We start from the raw sequence: 19,832 nt of genomic DNA on the forward strand, positions 1-19,832 counted from the left end.
CTATGCCCGATCAATCAGGTGCAGGAATGACCCGGACACCGACCCGTTGATCAAACCTTGCGGCCCAAGATCGGTGTTTTCGGCATCGCGCACCTCAAAAAGCGGCTGACCCGTGGCTTTGATCGTGCTGGCATAGTGGAATTCATGCGCGCTCCATGGGCCAGGAAATGGCCCGGCCTGTGCCACAGCGTGACGATAGCCCAAATGCAATTTGCGCGCGGCAAAGGAGGTCTCAAGCGCCAAAAGCCCGGCCATTTTGTGCCGCACCCCGTCTGCGTCAATCATGCCATCGCCTAACACCATATAGCCGCCACATTCGCCATAGATTGTGCGCCGTGCCGCCGCTTCGCGCAGGCCTTGCAAAAACACATGCGAGGCGGCGAGGCGTCCGGCGTGCAACTCCGGGTAGCCGCCGGGCAGATAGACCAGATCGCAAGGCGGCGGGGCGGCGTTGGCCAGCGGTGAAAAGAAACGAATTTCTGCGCCTTGCTCACGCCAATCGTTCAACAGATGCGGATAGGCAAAGGCAAAGGCTTGATCGCGGGCCACGGCGATGCTTTGCGCCGGGGGCGGGGTGCGCGGGCTGTGCTCCGTGCCTGTGATCGGGGCGGCCAGTGCCAAGATCGCGTCGACGTCCAAAGCCGCCTCCACCGCATCGGCGGCGGCGTCTAAAAAGGCGTCTAAATCCGGGCGTTCTCCGGCCTGAACCAGACCAAGGTGGCGATCCGGGTGGGTCAATGTCATGGATCGGGGCAGGGCGCCGAACACCGGGATGCCAGAGGGGGCCAAGGCGCGCAGCAGCATGGTCTTGTGGCGCTCGGAGCCGACCTTGTTGAGGATCACGCCCGCAACACGCACGCTTGGATCATGGGCCGAAAATCCCGCCACCAGAGGCGCGACAGACCCGGCCATGCGCGACGCATCGACCACTAAGATCACCGGGAGGTTGAACAGCCGGGCCAGATCGGCGCATGCGCCTTTGCCCGCGGGCGGCGCGCCATCAAACAGGCCCATTGCGCCTTCGATGATCACTGTGTCGTCGGCATTTGCGCCCTGAGCCAAATCATGCAACCGATCCGGTCGCATCGCCCAAGCGTCCAAATTCGGACAGGGCGCACCACAAGCGGCCTCGTGAAAGCGCGGATCAATGTAATCAGGGCCGGATTTTGCGCCACGCACGGGGGGGCCGCGCCGCGAGAGCGCGCGCAAAAGGCCAAGGGTCAGCGTGGTTTTGCCAGACCCGGAACTCGGCGCGGCGATCAACAGCCCGCGCGTCATCACCGCTCCTCGGCGGGTTTGCCACGTCCCAGCGGGTCAAGATTGCGCGGCGCTTCGCCACGGGCCAGGGCTTGCCAATCCAACACCTGACGCATCAACACCGAGCGCCCGATACAGATGATCGCGGGCGGTTCCATGTGGTTGGCAGCAATGTCGTCCACCATCGCGCCCAAAGTGGTTTCCAACACCTGTTGGTTCGGCGTTGTGGCTTGGGACACCACAGCGACAGGTTCGTCCTTTGGGCGACCCGCGTCCAACAGACCCTTTTGGATCGAGGGCGCGTGTTTCATCCCCATATAGATCACCAACACGCCCGACGCCCGGTTCAAAGCGTCCCAATCCAGCGTGTCCGGGGTTTCACCGCGCTGATCATGGCCGGTGACAAAGGTCACCGATTGATTGACGTCGCGATGCGTCACCGGGATGCCGGCATAGGCAAGGCCCCCGATCCCCGCCGAAATCCCCGGCACAATGCGCACATTGACGCCGTGTTGGATGAGGGTCTGCGCCTCTTCGCCGCCCCGACCAAAGACAAAGGGATCGCCACCTTTGAGTCGCAACACCCGTTTGCCCGCGCGGGCCAAATCAACGAGTTGCAACGAAATATCGGTCTGTTTTGCCGAGGGTTTGCCACCGCGTTTCCCGGCGTAAATCTGTTCGGCCTCGGGGCGCGCCCAGTCAAGGATCAAAGGCGACACCAAAGCGTCATAGACGATCACATCCGCTTGACGCAGGGCATGGATCGCATGCAAGGTCATCAGCCCCGGATCACCGGGACCCGCGCCACAAAGCCAAACCCATCCGGGTTCAAGGGTGGGCCATGTGCCACCGGGAAGCGTCAGCGCGGAGTCGGTCATGATGGATTCGGTCATGATGGATTTATGACGGGTGAGAGGGGGTTTGACAAAGCGTTTCAATCCAATGCGTGCGTGAAAATCACCGTGGTCAATCTGACGTGCCTGGCTTTATAGTCGCCGCAATGACGGATGTGATCAAACCTTTGCGCCGGGGCTGGACCACCGGGGCCTGTGCGACGGCGGCGACCCGCGCGGCGTTGATGGCGTTATGGGGCGAAGGATTTCCCGATAAGGTGCGGATCACCTTGCCCAAAGGCGAGCGGCCGGAATTTGCACTCTCATATCGCGCTGAGGGGGCAGGCTGGGCCGAGGTCGGCATCATCAAGGACGCGGGGGATGACCCCGATGTCACCCACGGTGCGGAAATTCGTGCGCGTGTTGCTGTGTCATCTGGCGGCGTGGTGTTCAAAGCGGGCGAGGGCGTCGGCATGGTGACCAAACCCGGCTTGCCGATCCCGCCCGGAGACCCCGCAATCAACCCGGTGCCGCGTCAAATGATGACGGATCAAGTCGCGGAAATGGCATCGCGACTGGCCCAATCCCCCGATATTGAAATCACGATTTCGATCCCCGGTGGGGCCGAGATTGCGCAAAAAACATGGAACCCCCGGCTGGGCATCCAAGGCGGATTGTCGGTTCTGGGCACCACGGGCATTGTGCGACCGTTTTCCTGCGCGGCGTGGATTGCCTCGATCCATCGCGGCATTGATGTGGCGCGCGCCGAGGGGCTGGCCCATGTGGCCGGCTGCACCGGTGCGACGTCTGAACGGGTGGTGCGCGGGCTGTATGATTTGCCCGAAGGCGCGATGTTGGACATGGGCGATTTCGCCGGTGGGATGTTGAAATATCTGGCCAAACACCCGGTGCCACGCGTCACCATCGGCGGCGGCATTGGCAAAATCGCCAAGCTGGCGCAGGGCGAGATGGACCTGCATTCCAAACGCGCGCAGGTCGATTTCGACTTTTGGGCCAGTGAGATGAATGACCCGGATCTTGCACAATCGAACACGGCACTGGAGATGTATGAGCGATGCGGGGCTGACTTTGCCCGTCTGGTCGCGCAAAAGGCCTTGGCGGCGGTCGACGCGCGGTTTGGTGGAGGAGCCACCACGTTTGACATCGTGGTGATTGACCGCAAAGGCGAGATTATAGGACAGGCAGAATGATCCTTTTATTGGCGGGCACAACGGAAGCGCGCAACCTTGCGGGGTATATGGCGGAGGCGGGGGTCAAAACCGTGGCCTCCTTGGCCGGGGTGACGCGCGCGCCATTGCCGATGGCGGTGGAGACACGGGTCGGCGGCTTTGGCGGTGACGCCGGGTTTGAGGCCTATTTGGACAGGGCGGGCATCACCGCGGTGATTGACGCGACCCATCCGTTTGCGGCCAAGATCACCGCCCGCACCGCGCGGATCTGTGCCGCGCGCGGCCTGCCGTATCTGCGCTATGAGCGGCCCGGTTGGCGCTCGCGTCCAGGGGATGCCTGGCATGAAGTGGCGGATTACGCGGGCTTGTCGGCGATCATCCCGGTGGGCGCGCGGGTGTTTTTGGCAACCGGGCGGCAAAGCCTGTCCCAGATGGCGCATTTGGCGGATCGGCATTTGATTTGCCGGGTGATTGACCCACCTGAGGGGGCGTTTCCCTATCCGAATGGAGCCTTTGTCATCGGGCGGCCGCCGTTTTCCGAAGACACGGAAATCGAGGCCCTGCGCGCGCTCAACCCCAATTGGATGGTGGTGAAAAACGCTGGTGGCGCGTCTGGACGCGCGAAATTGGACGCCGCGCGCCGCCTTGGGATTTCGGTGGCGATGATCGCTCGGCCAGCGGTGCCTGCGGGGATTGAGCGGCGCGAACAGGTGCTCGATGCGCTGGAATGGGCCGAGGCACATGGGCGCACATAGGATCATCACCTGCGCTGCCGATGTCTCCGAAGGGGCCGCGTGGCTGGCCGGGTATGACCCGCGTTTTGCTCAGGCCTTGACCCTGACCGGGCCTTTGCCACTCAGACGCAACAAAGACGGGTTCGAACCCCTTTTCGCTGCGATTGTCAGCCAACAAATCTCCGTCGCTGCCGCCAATGGCATCTGGGCGCGGCTCAAAGCCGCCAAACTGACCGGGCCGCGTAAGATTATGTGGGCCCGCGAGGACGAACTGCGCACCTGTGGCCTGTCGCGGCAAAAGGTGCGCTATGCCAAAGCCTTGGCCGAGGCGCGGATTGATTTTCGCGCACTCAGGGACGCACCGACACGCGATGTGATTGCCACGCTGGTTGATGTGCCGGGGATTGGCGTGTGGACCGCTGAAATTTACGCGATGTTCTCATTGGGTCATGCCGATGTCTTTGCGCCCGGTGATTTGGCGCTGCAAGAAGCGGCAAAGATCCTGTTTGATCTGCCGGAGCGGCCAAAGGAGCGGGTCATGCGGCAGATGGCCGAAGACTGGACCCCATGGCGCGCGGTTGCGGCGCGGCTGCTTTGGGCCTACTACCGGGTGCAGAAACAGCGCGAAGGCGTGCGGTGAGACGTGATTTGAGACAGGGGATGTGACGTGACCAATCTGACCAACCATATGAAAGACAGCCTGTCGGGCCGGGTGAATTCCATTGTCGTGTTCGTGCATGGCTATGGCGCGGATGGCAAAGACCTTTTGGGGCTGGCGGACCCTTTGGGCGAACATATGCCCGATACGGTGTTTTTCTCGCCGGATGCGCCGGAGCGCTGCACCGGAAATCCGATGGGATACCAATGGTTTCCGATCCCTTGGATTGATGGCTCCTCCGAGGAGGAGTCACGCGACGGGATGATGCGCGCAGTCGATGAATTGAATGATTATCTCGACAATATCATGGTCGATTACGGCATCGAGGCCGATCAATTGGCGCTCGTTGGCTTTTCCCAAGGCACGATGATGTCGCTGCATGTTGCGCCTCGTCGCGAGGATGCGATGGCCTGTGTTGTCGGCTTCTCGGGCCGCCTTTTGGAACCTGAAATGCTCGGAGACGAGATGCGGGTGAAAATGCCGGTGTTGTTGCTGCATGGCGATGAGGACGACGTCGTGCCGCCGCAAGCGCTGCCCGAAGCCGGTCAGGCGTTGCAGGACGCGGGGTTTGAAACCTACGCCCATATCATGCGCGGCACGGGACACGGGATTTCGCCGGATGGGCTTTCCGTGGCCTTGGCGTTTTTGCGTGAAAAACTGGGCTATGACGTGCCTGCCAAAGGTTAAAGTCGTCATTTTGATGTTTTATCGGCGGAAATTAGCGCTCTTTTCATCTTTTGCGCCAAAGCTGGACCTGCAGAGAGGTCCAGCCCCTTGACCCCGGGCCTTTGGGTGTTACATTTCTATCAATAGCTAGGAGGGCTTAAAAATGGACCTGATCATGACCACCGCAATCGCCTTTGGTGCAACTGCTGTCATGGTGGCCTATGCCCTCATCTCGAAGTCTCAGCATCCGACTGAGCAACGTCTCCCTATCCGCATCCGCGTTGAGGACCGTCGCAAGCGCTAAAGCGTCCGCGACCGCCCGATCGGTCGACCGCCCGACTGTCCGGCGGGCATTTGATCTCACGCTTGGCCCCGGTGTGACCGGGCTTGTTGGGCGCAATGGATCGGGGAAATCCACAGTTTTAAATTTCATCGCGGGCCGGATTGGCGCGCCTTTGGTGACGGGTTTATGCACCTGTTCCCATCCTGTGCGGCTGTTGGATCAACAGGCCGCGCTCTCGGTGCGTGTGATGGATCTCTTCGGGGTTTCGGAGCCGCTCATGGATTTGCGTCGCGCTGTGCGGGGTGAACCGACCAAAGCGGCGTTCGAGGCGATAGATTGGGCCCTCGAAGAGCGGCTTTGGGCGCAGCTTGATCGGTTCGGCCTGTCGGATGTGGAGCTCAGCCGCACGCTCGGTGCGCTGTCCGGCGGTCAACAGCTTCGCGCCCGTTTGGCGGCGTTGTTTTTTGAGGCGCCGGAGATTGTTCTCCTTGATGAGCCGACCAATGCATTGGACCGGGACGGGCAGGCGATGGTGGCGCAGGCTCTGCGCGACCACAGTCGCATTCATGGCGGCATCGCGCTCGTCGCCAGCCATGATCGTCAGCTTTTGGATCACATGGACCGGATTGTGTCGTTAGACCCGGACGGTGGCGTCACGGTGTTTGGCGGTGGCTGGACGGCGTTCGCGGCGGCACGGGACGCGGATTTGGCGCGGCTGCAACAGGCGTCCACGCGCATACAGCGTCAGGAAAAGCAGAGCGAGGCAAAACGGCGCGAGGCCGCCGCGCGTCAAGACCGCCGGGCCCGCCAAGGGCGACAGCTCCGCGACGGGTCGCAGTCGAAAATGCTTTTGGACAAGGCCAAAGAGGGCGCGCAAAACAGTGCGTCGGCGCGGATCTCGGCAGAAAGGCGCAAACTGGCGGCGCAGGAGGGCAAGCAGGCAGAGATCGCCCGTCAGATCGAGGTCAAAACCCCGGTGCATATGGATTTTCCCGAGGTTTCTCTGCCGCCATCAAAGCAGATTTTACAACTTGAAGATGCGGTGTTTGCGGTTGGGGGTCAGCACATTGGGCCGATCAATCTGAGCATGGTCGGCCCGGCGCGGTTGCGCGTCTCTGGGCCAAACGGGGCCGGGAAATCAACGCTTTTGCGGGCGGTTGCCGGGGAAATTGCACCGATTTCGGGGCAAGTGACCCGATCCGTGTCCTGTGCGGTTCTGGATCAAAATGGCGGGTTTTCCGAAGAGTCTGGGTCTTTGATCGCGGCTGCGGAACAGGCCTTTCCAACGCTTGCCAAAGCACAGATGCGCGCATGTCTGGCCCGCGCCGGGTTTCGCGGCGATGCGGTTCATGCGCCGGTACAGGGGCTGTCGGGGGGTGAAAAGATGCGTGCGAGGATTGCGCTTTTGGGCGCGGGGCCTGAGGTGCCACCGCTTTTACTGCTTGATGAACCGACAAATCACCTTGATCTCACGGCCCTTGAGGCGCTTGAGATTGGGGTGTCACACTGGCGTGGTGCGATGATTGTGGTGACGCATGATGACGTGTTTGCCCAAAAAATGGCGTTTACGGGAGAGGTTTCGGGCCCCTTTGCTTAAACTCTGGGCCAGATGTGCGCGCGTCCCGTCACAGAGGCGTCACGAATACGCGATAAAACGTAGGAGAACGGACTACATATATACAGGGGCTTGTCAGGTTTAAGCCGCGATATATAGTGGAGATATATGAGGGACGGGGTGTCCCGTCCTTGAACCCAGATGGTCGCAAGGCAGGATTGGTGCGTGAGGATGGACGGAGATTTCAGAACACATTTTGTGCGTGAACCGAATGCGGTGAAGGCTCATTCCGCCTTGGTGCTCAATGCGGATTATCGGCCTTTGTCCTACTACCCGCTGTCGCTTTGGCCGTGGCAAGAAGCGGTGAAGGCGGTGTTTTTGGACCGGGTGGATATTGTCGCCGAATATGACGATTACGTGCACAGTCCGAGTTGCAGGATCAAAATCCCCTCTGTTGTCGTCCTTAAAGATTATGTCAAACCTCAAAAGCGCGTGGCCTTCACGCGCTTTAATTTGTTTTTAAGGGATGAATTTTGCTGCCAATACTGCGGCTCACGCGGCGATTTGACCTTTGACCATGTGATCCCGCGCGCCCGTGGTGGGATTACGTCTTGGGAAAATGTGGTGGCGGCCTGTTCGCCATGTAACCTGAAGAAAGGGTCAAAATCCCTGCGTCAGGTGGGCATGTCTTTGCGCAAACCGCCACGCCCGCCGGTGTCCGAGGAGTTGCGCAATATGGGGCGGAAATTTCCGCCAAACCATTTGCACGAAAGCTGGATCGACTATCTCTATTGGGACAGCGAATTGGACGCCTGAGCCTTTGGAGGCGACATCAAGCCGAACAGGACGCCCCACCCAAGACACAGAATTTCGCACAATGCGGATGATTGAGCGCCACCTCGCCAGAGGCCTCGCGCAAGGTCGCGCCCAGTTCAAATTCCGGCGCGTAGGGCAAGAGCGTACAGGCCACAACCGACGGCTCAGCCCCTTTGCGTTTGACCACCATCCGGCTTGAGGCGCACATCACATCGCGCGGCGATTTATGCAGGATGCCCCAACAGGCGGTGGTGATTTCAGGCACTTCGACGGACATGTCCATTTCGGGAAAAATCACTGTTTTTGCGGGGTGTTGCGCGTCGATCTTATAGTCACGTTCGGCAAAGAGACGGGCAAATCCGGCCCGCGCCTCGGCCTCGGTTTCATGCCAAAGCGAACGGGCCGCCACCGCGAGCGTCAGTCCCGCATCCCGCGCCCAATCCATACCGGCCAAGGTCTTTTGAAAACTGCCCGCGCCGCGCATTTCGTCATGGTTGGTCTCGGACCAATGATCCAGCGACACCCGCAGCGTCAGCTTGCCGGGAAAGTCACGTTCCAAGGCCACCAGCCCGGTTTTGACATGCGGGCGCTGCATCGGCTGCATCGCATTGGTCAGGATCAAGACCTCATAGCCCCGCACAAGGGCCGCCCGCGCCATAGAGATCATATCCGGGTTCATAAAAGGCTCGCCGCCGGTAAAGGCAATCTCGCGCAGACCCCAATCTAAGCTGTCAAGCTCGGACAAATACGCGTTGATCTCCGCGGTCGTGAGGTAAGCAAGCGCATCATTGGTCGGCGAGCTGTCGATATAACAATTGACGCAGGTGATATTGCACAAGGTGCCCGTATTGAACCACAGGGTTTGCGGATCAGTGAGGGCGACCGTGGCCCGTGCCTCGCCTTTGGCGGTCCATTTGGGGTCTTGGAATTTGCCGAGATTGGCGGCCCGGAGCGGGGCGTCCACGTCTTGCATTATGTCTTTCGTCGCGTCTTTCATAAAAGTCTCTGCGGGCTTTCTGGTCAGGGCTGCGGGTTTCATCAGGCTAAAGCCTCAGCGCCGTTGTGAAAAGAGCGCACAATGGGATGCACGGGGATGTGAATTGTTGCTTTGGCAAAACTCAGGCTTGAGAGGGGGCAAAGCGGTGCTAGACTCTGAGGCGCTGTCGCGGTAAATGAACCACGTTAGCGCTAACGCCTCATAAGCCCCCATGCTGCGGGCCGAAAGGAACAGACATATGGCTTCTCGCGTCATTCCGGTCGAGGATTTCGACCTCGTGATTTTTGGTGGTACGGGCGATTTGGCCCGGCGGAAAATTCTGCCCGGTCTGTATCGCCGGTTTTGCTCTGGCCAAATGCCGGAAACCGCGCGGATCATCGGTGCGGCACGGTCCGAACATGACACCGCAGAGTTCCGTCAGATCGTGCGCGACGCGATCCGCGAATTTTCAAAAAAGAACGAGTGCGATGACGCCTTGATCGGCGCGTTTTTGGAACGGCTGCATTACGTTCAGGTCGATGCCAAGGGCGAGGATGGCTGGGGCGAGCTGCACGATTTGATGCGCAAAGATGTGGTGAAAGCCTATTATTTCTCGGTCGCACCAAGCCTGTTTGGTGATTTGGCCGAGCGGCTGCAAGCCCACGGCATTGCCGACGATGAGGCGCGCATCGTGGTTGAAAAACCCTTTGGTCGGGATCTGGCCAGCGCCAAAAAGCTCAACCAAGACCTCGCCAAACATTTCGACGAAACACAGATTTACCGCATCGACCATTATCTTGGCAAAGAGACGGTGCAAAACCTGATGGCCGTGCGCTTTGGCAACATCCTGTTTGAGCCGCTGTGGAATTCGCAATACGTCGATCACATTCAAATCACCGTGGCCGAGACCGTCGGCGTCGGCGGGCGTGGCGAATATTATGACAAATCGGGTGCGATGCGCGACATGGTGCAAAACCACCTGATGCAGCTGTTGTGCCTGATCGCGATGGAGCCACCCTCGCGGTTTGACCCGGATGCGGTGCGTGACGAAAAGCTCAAAGTCATCCGGGCGCTGGAGCCGATTGACCATCACCACATCGTGCGTGGTCAATATGATGCCACCGACACTGAACCGTCCTACCGCCAAGACGCTGGCGATCCACGTTCGCGCACGGAAAGTTTCATCGCTTTGCGCTGTATGATTTCCAACTGGCGGTGGGCAGGCACGCCGTTCTATTTGCGCACCGGCAAAAAGCTTAAAGCCCGCACCTCTGAGATCGCCGTGGTGTTCAAAGACGCGCCGCATTCGATCTTTGGCGAAGAGGCCGGGCGTCACGCCAATGTGCTCTCCATTCGGTTGCAACCGAATGAGGGCATGACGTTGAAAGTGACGATCAAAGAGCCGGGGCCGGGCGGGATGCGGCTGATTGATGTGCCGCTCGACATGACCTTTGCCGATGCGTTGGGCGAGGAAGCGGATGACATTCCAGACGCCTATGAACGGCTGATCATGGATGTTATTCGCGGCAACCAAACCCTGTTTATGCGCGGCGATGAGGTGCAGGCGGCCTGGGCCTGGACCGATCCTTTGATTGAGGGCTGGGAGGCGCGTTCTGATGTGCCGAAACATTACGACGCCTATTCCTCTGGCCCTGATGATGCGGCGATGATGCTTCACCGCGAAGGGCGGCGCTGGCGGGAGATCAAGGAATGAGCTTTCTTGAATATCCCGACCGCGAGGTGATGCAGCTTGATCTGGCCAATAAGATTGCCGGAGAATTGCGCAGTGCTTTGGATCATCAAGACCGGGTAAGTTTTTGCGTCTCCGGCGGCTCCACACCGGGTCCGGTGTTTGACACGCTCTCGGATGTAAGCCTGGACTGGGACCGGGTGGATGTGTTGCTCAATGACGAACGTTGGGTGCCGGAGACATCGGAGCGCTCCAACACCGCCATGCTCAAACGCCGTCTTTTGGTGAACAAAGCGGCAAGTGCCCGGCTCATTCCGCTTTATGCCGATGTGCCGACACCCGAAGAGGGCTTGGCCGGATTGATGCCCGCGATAGAGGCGATTTTGCCGTTCAATGTGCTGCTCTTGGGCATGGGCGACGATATGCACACCGCAAGCCTGTTTCCCGGTGCCGATCAATTGGACTTGGCGCTCTCGGATGCGTCTCCGACGCTTTTGGCGATGCGCGCCCCCGGTGCGCCGGAACCCCGGATCACCCTGTCGGCGAACGCGCTTAAAACCGCGATTTCGACCCATATTCTGATCACGGGACAAGGCAAACGCAGCGCCTACGAAGCCGCGCGGGATCTGTCGGCGCAGGAGGCTCCCGTGTCGGTGTTTTTGCCCCAAGCGACCGTTCATTGGGCACCCTGATCATTTCGGGGGCCTTGGGCGGAAAAGAAACCCCCACAAGGGTCGGTTTTAAGAAGCCCTTAGCAAGATTGAAACAAATCCAGTATAGCTGAGGTGATGCAAGGGTTTGACGGTCCGGTCAAATCTATGCCACCCAAAGGAGACGACATGTCCGTTGATTTCGCTGCACTCAAAGCGCTCCATGCCGCCGCAGGAGACCGCCCCATCCTTGAGCTTTTTCAACAGGATGAGGACAGGGCTTCGCGTTTTTCGGCGATGGCGGATGGTCTTTTGTTCGATTATTCCAAAACCAACATTGATGACGCCACAATCAAGGCGCTGATGGCGCTTTTGGAGGCGGCAGGCGTCGCCAAGAAACGCGCGGCGATGTTCTCGGGCGAAAAGATCAATGACACCGAGGGGCGTGCCGTCTTGCACACGGCGCTGCGCAATCTGGATGGTGCCGAGGTCTTGGTCGACGGCAAGGATGTGATCGCGGGCGTGCGTCACACGCTGGCGCGGATGGATGATTTTGCCGACCGGGTGCGGCGCGGCTCGATCTCTGGCTATTCCGGCGCACCGTTTGAAAATGTGGTCAATATTGGCATTGGCGGCTCGGATTTGGGGCCGGTGATGGCCTATGAGGCGCTCAAACCCTATGAGGATGGCCCGCGCTGTCATTTCGTCTCTAACGTCGACGGCGCCCATATCAACGATGTGCTTAAGGGGCTGAACCCGCAAACCACGCTGGTGATTGTCGCCTCGAAAACCTTCACCACGATCGAAACCATGACCAATGCCAAAGCAGCGCGCAGCTGGTTGGTCAAAGCGGTCGGCGAGGATGGGATTTCCAAACATTTCGCCGCCCTTTCCACCGCCAAAGACAAAACTGCCGCCTTTGGCATCGACCCCGATCTGGTCTTTGGTTTTGAGGATTGGGTCGGCGGGCGCTATTCTGTCTGGGGGCCAATTGGGCTTTCGCTGATGTTGGCGATCGGGCCGCAAAAATTCGCCGAATTTCTGCGCGGCGCACAAGCGATGGACACGCATTTCCGCACGGCCGAGTGGCAAGACAACCTTCCGGTGCTTTTGGCGCTGGTCGGCATTTGGCACAATCAGGTCTGCGGCTACGCCACCCGTGCGGTGCTCCCCTATGAACAGCGTCTGGTCCGTCTTCCGGCCTATTTGCAACAGCTTGAGATGGAATCAAACGGCAAAAGCGTGGCGATGGATGGCACGGATTTGCCCTTTAACAGCGGCCCCGTTGTGTGGGGCGAACCGGGCACCAATGGCCAGCATGCGTTTTACCAATTGATCCACCAAGGCACGCGGGTTGTGCCCTGTGAATTCTTGGTCGGGCGCTTTGGTCACGAAAAGGGCCTTGAGCATATGCATGAGCTGCTGGTGTCCAACTGTCTGGCACAATCTGAGGCGCTTTTGCGTGGTCGGTCGCTTGAAGAGGCGCGCGCGATCATGGCTGCCAAGGGGCTTGAGGGGGCGGAACTTGACCGCCAAGCCCGCCACCGTGTCTTCCCGGGCAACCGTCCGTCGACCACTTTGGCCTATGAAAAACTCACGCCGTTCGTTTTGGGGCAAATCGTGGCGCTGTATGAGCATCGGGTGTTTGTTGAGGGCGTGATCCTTGGCATCAACTCCTTTGATCAATGGGGCGTTGAGCTTGGCAAAGAGCTGGCCCTGGCGTTGCAGCCGGTTTTGGCGGGCGAGGCGGAGGGGGCGGGCAAAGATGGCTCGACGCTGCAATTGGTTCAATATTTGCGGACCAAAACGGCCTGAACGCTCGTGAAATAACTGTGAAAAAGGCGCCTAATATGGCGCCTTTTCTATGGGGTGGGTATGGCGTTGTTTGTATGTGAAGCCTCAACCAAACATCGCGCCAAATTTCATTGCTGTTTTCGCATCGCCGGCGATCTTCAGCTTGCCAAACAACGCCGCTTTCATCGGGTTCAAAGTCCCGGCGAGAATTTTTTCAAAACTCTCCTGATCCGCCATGATTGCGCAATCGGCACGGGCGTCAGACACCTCGACCCCTTGGCCAAAAATCACCAAATTGCCGACGTCTTTGATCCGCAATGAGACGGATTTTTCAAAATTTTCACTCTCAAGCCGCTGCAACAGCGCGGCCTTGGCGGTCTCTAAAAATGGATGTGTCATGCGGTGTCTCCCCTTTGGGTCAAGCCCTAACGTGGACAGGGATCATCGCCCAGCGAAACGCTGCGTCTCTTGCAAAATCTGGGGCCAAAAGGGGACGTTTGGAGCGGGTAACGAGAATCGAACTCGTAACTAAAGCTTGGGAAGCTGCCGTGATACCTTTTCACCATACCCGCGCGCCGTGTGGGCCTAGGTAGTCAAACCGCGCGCAGGGGTCAAGTGGATTTGCACCAAACCGCGCGCAAGTTTCATCCTTTTATCGCCGCCGACGTCGTCCTGTGCTACCACCGGGTCCGGCGTTAAACGACGGCTCGGGCAGGGTCACCACGGCGCGCAGCCCGGTGAACGGGTCGGTGGCGTGGGGGATGGCATTGGCGGCGACAAAATGTTCCTGAAAGCGCGGTTCAATCGCGGTTTCGATCTTGGTGATGTCATGCACCAAGGCCTCGACGTCGCGCCGGGCCGCCACGTTCAAAAGCGCGATCTGCGCGCCCGTGCCCGCCGCATTGCCGGCACTTGTGACATGCTCCAACGGGCAATCCGGGATCATGCCCAAGATCATCGCATGTTTCGGTGAAATATGCGCGCCAAAGGCCCCGGCCAAGACGACGCGTTCGACTTTGTCCGAGCCAAACTCATCCATCAACAGCCGCGCCCCGGCATAAAGTGCGGATTTGGCCAATTGGATGGCACGGATGTCGCCTTGGGTCACCGAAATCACCGGGCCGCCCTCGCTGGACCCATCATGGATCAAATAGCTGTGGGTGCGGCCCTCGGCGCGCGCGCGCGCGGTGCCTGTGGCCTCGGCCGAGCCAATCAAACCATTGGCATCGACGATCCCGGCCATGCGCATTTCGGCCACCGCTTCGATGATGCCCGATCCGCAAATGCCCGACACGCCCGTGACCGCCGTTTGGGCGGCAAATTCGGGATCATCAGACCACAGGTCACAGCCGATCACCTTAAAACGCGGTTCTTTTGTGGTGGGGTCAATCTCCAACCGCTCAATCGCGCCGGGGGCGGCACGTTGGCCGGATGAAATCTGTGCCCCTTCAAAGGCCGGGCCCGTCGGAGAAGAACAGGCCAAAACGCGGGTTTTATTGCCTAAAATGATTTCCGCATTGGTGCCGACATCGACGATCAACGTCAGAGGATCACGTTTTTGCGGTGCCTCGGAGAGGGCGACAGCCGCGGCATCCGCACCGACATGGCCCGCGATCAACGGCAGGATATAGACCTGAGCTGCGGCGGCAAAAGACAGGTCCAACTCGGACGCTGCAAGGTCCATCGCGGAATTGGTCGCCAGCGCAAAGGGCGATTGCCCCAAAGGTGTCGGGTCCAGCCCCAAAAGCAGGTGATGCATCACCGGGTTCATCACGAACACCGCCTCATAAATATCGCTGAGCTTGACCCCGGCCTCGGTTGCAAGGTCCATCGCCAGCGTGTTCATCGCCTCGCGTACCGCAGTCGTCATGTCGGCCGCGCCCGTGTCATTCATCATCGCATAGGAAACGCGCGACATCAGGTCTTCGCCAAAGCGGATTTGTGGGTTCATCACGCCGCCCGAGGCCTTGACCTCGCCGGTGGTCAGATCGGTCAAATGCGCCGCGATGGTGGTGGAGCCGAGATCCACAGCGAGGCCATAGAGTGACGGCTCCGTGAAGCCGGGCCAGACGCCGACCAATTTGGTCACGCCCGCGCGCGCCGTGTTCAGTGCCACGGTGATTTTGTATTCGCCTTTGATCAGGGCGGCTTGCATCGCGATCAGCATCGCGAGCGGCAAGGTCTGGGGCAGGGTGGCGGGGTCCACCTGCCATTGTTCAAAGAGCGCGGTTTTCAACCGTTCCCAATCGCCGGTGGGCGCGTGCATGTCGGCCTCTTCAACCTCGACATACAGCGCGCGGGTGGCCGGGTCCATTTCGATCACACGGGTGGTCGCGGCTTTGCGCACCACTTGTTTGTGGACTTGACTTTCGGGTGGCACATCTAACACCACATCGCCTTGGATACCGGCCTGACAGCCCAAACGCCGCCCCGGTTTTAGCCCACGCACCCGGTCATAGCGCTCTTCGACCGTGTTAAATTCGCTCAGCGCGTCCGGGTCGGCATGGATGCCGTGTTTCGCGTGTTCGCCAAAAGACGGCTGTACCTGACATTTTGAACAAATCCCGCGTCCACCGCAGACCGAATCCAGATCGACGCCCAACTGCCGCGCCGCTTGCAACACGGTGGTGCCCGGTGCCACATGGCCGCGTTTGCCCGACGGGGTGAAAATCACCAGAGGATCAGAGTTGCTCATTTCGAACCTTTCAAAGGATCATCATCACGCCAAGCGCCGCTCTCTAAGCCCTCCAAGGCCCAAGGGCCGATAGACAGGCGGATGAGCCGCAGGGTGGGAAAGCCGACATGGGCCGTCATCCGCCGGACTTGGCGATTGCGGCCCTCGGATATGGTCAGTTCAAGCCAGGAGTCTGGCACAGATTTGCGGTAGCGCACCGGCGGGGTGCGCGGCCATAACCAATCGGGTGCGTCAACACGGCGGGCACGGGCAGGGCGGGTTATGCCGTCTTTGAGCGCGACACCTTGGCGCAAGTCTTTCAGGGCAGTCTCATCCAGATCACCCTCGACCTGCGCCAGATAGGTCTTTTCCATCTTGTGGCGCGGGTTTGAAATCCGCGCCTGAAGCGGCCCGTCATCGGTCAACAGCAAAAGCCCCTCGCTGTCGCGATCGAGCCGCCCGGCGGGGTAGACTTTGGGCACAGGGACAAAGTCCGAGAGGGTGCGACGGGTCGACCCTTCGGTGCCTTTGTCGGTGAACTGAGAGAGCACATCGAAAGGCTTGTTGAGGCAAATCAGCCGGGCCATATGCGCACTCCTGTTTTCATTGCGGTCCAAATACTCTAGGCGTAACAGCGCCTTACCGACGACGACGCCCACCGCCGCGACGCCCACCACCAGAGCCTGCCGAGGCAGAGGCGGTTGCGGCTTCGGCAAAGGACGCACCTTCGGCCACGGCGTCCATGATCCGACTAAAGCTGATCCATTGGGTGCCGTCCGGGTCGTGGTTCATCAACAGGTTGGCGGCGCGGATCGCTTCCATTTCCTGAACGCGGACCGGATTCATGATCGCGGAGGTCATGCCCGCGCCAATCGCCATAGGTAAAAACGCGGCGTTGATGCCATGACGATGCGGCAGGCCAAAGGAGACGTTCGATGCGCCGCAAGTGGTGTTGACGCCCAGCTCATCACGCAAACGACGCACGAGGGTGAACACTTGCTGGCCCGCCGTGCGCATGGCACCGATGGGCATCACCAGTGGATCGACCACGATGTCATGGGCGGGAATGCCATAATCGGCGGCGCGTTGGACGATGCGTTTGGCGACCTCAAAGCGCACATCCGGGTCTTCGGAAATCCCGGTGTCGTCATTGGCAATTGCCACAACCGGCACGTTGTATTTCTTGACCAGCGGCAGCACGCGTTCCATGCGCTCTTCCTCGCCGGTCACCGAATTCAACAGTGGGCGGCCCTCGGCGGCCTCAAGCCCGGCTTCCAATGCGTCCGGCACCGAGCTGTCGATGCACAAAGGCACATCGACGATGGCCTGAATGCGGGCGACAAGTTCGCGCATCAAAGGCGGCTCGACAAAGTTGTTGTCAGCATAACGCGGGTCTTCGGCCATTTTGTTGGAAAACACCGCGCCTGAATTGATGTCCAAAATGCTGGCACCACAGGCGACCTGTTCCAAGGCATCGCGTTCGACGGTGGAAAAATCGCCCAACTCCAATTCCGCCGCAAGTTTTTTGCGGCCGGTCGGGTTGATGCGTTCGCCAATCACGCAAAACGGTTCGTCAAAGCCGATCACAACGGTTTTGGTTTTGCTCTCAATCACGGTGCGGGTCATGGTCTATCCTTTAGCGGCAGGCTCGCGCCCGTCATTGTCAATGAGGGCTTTGAGCCGCTCTTTATCATAAGCCGCATCCAATGCGGCGGCTTTTTCATCGGCGGCCTGTTGTGGTTCGCCTTCGCAACTCACGCTCTGGTCACGCCATTCGGCCATATAGGCATCGCCATCGGTTGCACCGATGCGCATTGCCACCCGGTCGATCGCCTGTTCAAACCGCTCGGGCAAAACCGCGCGTGCCGCACGACGTCCTCGCCCGACACGAACCTGTGCGGGGATGTCACGCCAATAGATGATGGTCATATCCGACATGAGAGACCCTTTGCGCCTTATAAACTCTGGCAAACGCATAAAAGAAAGGGCCGCGACACGAAAGGGTTGGATGGCGTAGGACGCCTGAAAAATTCTCATCAAGATCATGAGGCGGGCGGGGGCTGCTGTGTCGTGATCACGATTTACATCGGGGGCAGAAGGCCCCTCACCGAAATCGTGAAGGTTTAGGATCAGAAGGTGTCTTGCCGGATGTGCAGAAATCCGCTTATGGTAGGGATAACTTGATATGGAGGGCGTGTGATATGACGCCCAAGCGTCCCACTGGTGCGGGCGCGTTCCCGAAAGCGGTTGAGACCCCCGCGCCTCTACTTGCCGATCCGGCGGAGCTTTATGCTGCGTTAGACCTCGGTACAAATTCGTGTCGTATGTTGATTGCCCAACCCAAGGGCAGTCAGTTTCATGTGATCGACAGTTTCTCGAAATCGGTTCAGCTCGGCTCCGGGTTGGAATCGTCGGGATCGTTATGTCGGTCGTCGATTTCGCGCACGATTCAGGCCCTACGGGTCTGTCGCAAGAAACTTGAAAAACATGATGTCAAACGGATGCGATTGGTCGCAACCGAAGCCTGTCGGCGGGCGAAAAACTCGCGCGATTTTTTGCGCCGGGTGCAACGCGAGACGGGACTGCGGCTTGAGATCATCAAACCCGAAGAAGAAGCGCGGCTGGCGGTGATTTCCTGCGCGCCGTTGGTGTCGACCAAAACTGAACAGCTTTTGGTGGTGGATATCGGCGGTGGATCGACCGAATTGGTCTGGATTGACCTCTCGACCGTGCCGCGCGCCGAACGTCCGCGCGCGATCATGCGGTTGCACACCGGGTTCAAAAACGCCGACAGCCCCTTTCCCCATGCCAAAGTCGTCGATTGGATTTCGGTGCCCTTGGGGGTTGCAACGCTGATGGAGCAATTCTCTGATGTCGAAGATGACGCGGCGCGGTTTGCCCTGATGTCGTGGTATTTCGAAGAGAAACTTGCTGATTTCACCCCCTACGCCAATGATCCGGCCCGCGAAGGATTTCAGATCATCGGCACCTCTGGCACGGTGACCACGGTCGCGGCCTCGCATCTGGGCCTCAAACGCTATGACCGCAATAAAGTCGATGGGTTGCGGATGACCTCGGAACAGATCGACCGGGTGATCCGGGATTATTTGTCGATGGGCCCGGAGGGTCGCAAGCGCGATCCGCGCATTGGCCGAGATCGGCAGGAATTGATCATGTCAGGGGCGGCGATTTTGCAGGCGCTGTTGCGAATTTGGCCGACGGATCGGTTGTCTGTTGCGGATCGGGGGCTGCGCGAGGGGCTTCTGTACGCCCAGATGTCCGCCGATGGTGTGCTGGAAGAGGCGGTGCCTTAGGCGCACACCTGAGACGCACAGCGGCGTAAGGACACCCATAAAAACGCGGACCCCACTAGGCCCGCGTTTTTTGTATTTAAGTTCTATTTGAAAGACTTACGGGATGATCCGCGTGTATTTCGTGCCTTCAACAGTGGCCCCCGCGATCAGGCCCGCTTGGCCAAAGACCACGGCGATGACCGGGGACAGCGAGGTCATGGTTTCCGCCGAAAGGTTTTCACCGCGATTGGAGATGGCATATTCCATATCCGCACCCGCAGACCAGCCCGGAGAATTGCGGAAAGAACTCAACGCCTCATTGGTCATGAAGAACAAGACATGGGCGTATTGCTGTGCGCCGATTTGCAGGCCAAAGGTCGCTTGCGCTGAGGAGTAGTAATCCACCGACACGCCGCCAACCCGCAGCGCGCCACGGCCATAAGAGCCACCAACGCCAAAGCCCGCCTTGGTGATCAAGGGCATGACCAGCATGCCGACGGATTTGTCACGCAGGGCCGAGGTGCCTGGGTAGTTGGAATACAGATGGTTCAGCGTCGCATCGACACGTGCGTCAATGGTGGCGGAGCCGTTGGAGCGCATCGAATTGTCACAGGCGGCCAAAAGACCCGCGCTGCCCAATCCGATCATAAAGCTCCGGCGTTGAAGTCTGTTCATTGTGAATGCCCTTATACTGCTCTGTTCGGTGCTACAGGCCTTTGGCCCATTGATTTTGTGAGAGTATATGACGAAAAGCCTCGCCCTG

The 19,832-nt window shown here is 59.4% G+C and carries 20 protein-coding genes and 1 tRNA gene; 11 read left to right on the plus strand and 10 right to left on the minus strand.

From position 1 onward, the window contains the following. Positions 1-1,278 carry a cobyrinate a,c-diamide synthase gene (locus tag DA792_RS07465; protein WP_107719401.1) on the minus strand — a complete coding sequence of 426 codons (1,278 nt, stop codon included), beginning with the start codon at positions 1,276-1,278 and terminating at the stop codon, positions 1-3. Continuing rightward, positions 1,278-2,135 (minus strand): uroporphyrinogen-III C-methyltransferase, encoded by an 858-nt coding sequence (gene cobA / locus DA792_RS07470; RefSeq protein WP_107722606.1) that lies wholly within the window; start codon positions 2,133-2,135, stop codon positions 1,278-1,280. The genes DA792_RS07465 and cobA overlap by 1 nt, the downstream gene beginning before the upstream one ends. Before the next feature lie 122 nt (positions 2,136-2,257). On the opposite strand from cobA, the gene DA792_RS07475 reads away from it, so the two are divergent. The 7 genes from DA792_RS07475 (at position 2,258) to DA792_RS07500 (ending at position 7,992) form a co-directional block, all read left to right on the plus strand. Next, positions 2,258-3,301, plus strand: a complete 1,044-nt coding sequence (locus DA792_RS07475) for a cobalt-precorrin-5B (C(1))-methyltransferase (RefSeq protein WP_107719402.1) — start codon at positions 2,258-2,260, stop codon at positions 3,299-3,301. Then, positions 3,298-4,035 (plus strand): cobalt-precorrin-6A reductase, encoded by a 738-nt coding sequence (locus DA792_RS07480; RefSeq protein ID WP_107719403.1) that lies wholly within the window; start codon positions 3,298-3,300, stop codon positions 4,033-4,035. The genes DA792_RS07475 and DA792_RS07480 overlap by 4 nt, the downstream gene beginning before the upstream one ends. Then, entirely contained in the window at positions 4,022-4,654 is a 633-nt protein-coding gene (locus tag DA792_RS07485; RefSeq protein ID WP_107719404.1) for a DNA-3-methyladenine glycosylase family protein, read from the plus strand. Before DA792_RS07480 ends, DA792_RS07485 begins: the two co-directional genes overlap by 14 nt. Positions 4,655-4,702: 48 nt before the next feature. Beyond that, complete coding sequence (locus tag DA792_RS07490) at positions 4,703-5,359, plus strand: alpha/beta hydrolase (RefSeq protein ID WP_107722607.1); 657 nt, start codon at positions 4,703-4,705, stop codon at positions 5,357-5,359. Between the two features lie 154 nt (positions 5,360-5,513). Beyond that, positions 5,514-5,642: a hypothetical protein gene (locus DA792_RS23040; RefSeq protein WP_281241843.1), complete on the plus strand. Its 129-nt coding sequence runs from the start codon at positions 5,514-5,516 to the stop codon at positions 5,640-5,642. A 73-nt stretch (positions 5,643-5,715) separates the two neighbouring features. Further along, entirely contained in the window at positions 5,716-7,218 is a 1,503-nt protein-coding gene (locus DA792_RS07495) for an ATP-binding cassette domain-containing protein (RefSeq protein WP_159075195.1), read from the plus strand. Positions 7,219-7,407: 189 nt separating this feature from the next. Continuing rightward, positions 7,408-7,992, plus strand: coding sequence for an HNH endonuclease (locus tag DA792_RS07500; protein WP_009571153.1), 585 nt, complete (start codon positions 7,408-7,410; stop codon positions 7,990-7,992). Between the two features lie 16 nt (positions 7,993-8,008). Here the strand turns inward: DA792_RS07500 and DA792_RS07505 are convergent, their stop codons facing one another. Further along, the gene (locus DA792_RS07505; protein WP_439099386.1) at positions 8,009-8,989 is read right to left on the minus strand and encodes a radical SAM protein; all 981 of its coding nucleotides are present in this window, start codon (positions 8,987-8,989) and stop codon (positions 8,009-8,011) included. A 238-nt stretch (positions 8,990-9,227) separates the two neighbouring features. On the opposite strand from DA792_RS07505, the gene zwf reads away from it, so the two are divergent. From zwf to pgi, 3 genes are all read left to right on the plus strand, one after another. Continuing rightward, positions 9,228-10,682 carry a glucose-6-phosphate dehydrogenase gene (gene zwf, locus DA792_RS07510; RefSeq protein ID WP_107719406.1) on the plus strand — a complete coding sequence of 485 codons (1,455 nt, stop codon included), beginning with the start codon at positions 9,228-9,230 and terminating at the stop codon, positions 10,680-10,682. Beyond that, a complete protein-coding gene (pgl, locus tag DA792_RS07515; RefSeq protein WP_107719407.1) occupies positions 10,679-11,350 on the plus strand; it encodes a 6-phosphogluconolactonase in 672 nt (223 codons plus the stop codon). Before zwf ends, pgl begins: the two co-directional genes overlap by 4 nt. A gap of 147 nt (positions 11,351-11,497) precedes the next feature. Next, positions 11,498-13,123: a glucose-6-phosphate isomerase gene (gene pgi, locus DA792_RS07520; RefSeq protein WP_107719408.1), complete on the plus strand. Its 1,626-nt coding sequence runs from the start codon at positions 11,498-11,500 to the stop codon at positions 13,121-13,123. 84 nt (positions 13,124-13,207) lie between these two features. On the opposite strand, the gene DA792_RS07525 is transcribed toward pgi, so the two are convergent. The 6 genes from DA792_RS07525 to DA792_RS07550 form a co-directional block, all read right to left on the minus strand. Further along, the gene (locus tag DA792_RS07525) at positions 13,208-13,501 is read right to left on the minus strand and encodes an SCP2 sterol-binding domain-containing protein (protein ID WP_009571148.1); all 294 of its coding nucleotides are present in this window, start codon (positions 13,499-13,501) and stop codon (positions 13,208-13,210) included. Positions 13,502-13,600: 99 nt separating this feature from the next. Continuing rightward, positions 13,601-13,674 (minus strand) — tRNA-Gly (locus tag DA792_RS07530). Positions 13,675-13,754: 80 nt separating this feature from the next. Then, positions 13,755-15,797 carry an ASKHA domain-containing protein gene (locus tag DA792_RS07535; RefSeq protein ID WP_107719409.1) on the minus strand — a complete coding sequence of 681 codons (2,043 nt, stop codon included), beginning with the start codon at positions 15,795-15,797 and terminating at the stop codon, positions 13,755-13,757. After that, positions 15,794-16,363, minus strand: a complete 570-nt coding sequence (locus tag DA792_RS07540) for a pseudouridine synthase (RefSeq protein WP_107719410.1) — start codon at positions 16,361-16,363, stop codon at positions 15,794-15,796. The genes DA792_RS07535 and DA792_RS07540 overlap by 4 nt, the downstream gene beginning before the upstream one ends. 52 nt (positions 16,364-16,415) lie before the next feature. Further along, positions 16,416-17,402 (minus strand): methyltetrahydrofolate cobalamin methyltransferase, encoded by a 987-nt coding sequence (locus DA792_RS07545; protein ID WP_107719411.1) that lies wholly within the window; start codon positions 17,400-17,402, stop codon positions 16,416-16,418. 3 nt (positions 17,403-17,405) lie between these two features. Further along, positions 17,406-17,714, minus strand: coding sequence for a virulence factor (locus DA792_RS07550; protein ID WP_107719412.1), 309 nt, complete (start codon positions 17,712-17,714; stop codon positions 17,406-17,408). Between the two features lie 263 nt (positions 17,715-17,977). On the opposite strand from DA792_RS07550, the gene DA792_RS07555 reads away from it, so the two are divergent. Next, positions 17,978-19,090, plus strand: a complete 1,113-nt coding sequence (locus DA792_RS07555; protein WP_107719413.1) for a Ppx/GppA phosphatase family protein — start codon at positions 17,978-17,980, stop codon at positions 19,088-19,090. A 96-nt stretch (positions 19,091-19,186) separates the two neighbouring features. On the opposite strand, the gene DA792_RS07560 is transcribed toward DA792_RS07555, so the two are convergent. Further along, the gene (locus DA792_RS07560) at positions 19,187-19,744 is read right to left on the minus strand and encodes a YSC84-related protein (RefSeq protein ID WP_107719414.1); all 558 of its coding nucleotides are present in this window, start codon (positions 19,742-19,744) and stop codon (positions 19,187-19,189) included. Positions 19,745-19,832 lie beyond the last annotated feature (88 nt).

The sequence above is a fragment of the Celeribacter baekdonensis genome, assembly GCF_003047105.1.
GTDB lineage: Bacteria > Pseudomonadota > Alphaproteobacteria > Rhodobacterales > Rhodobacteraceae > Celeribacter > Celeribacter baekdonensis_B.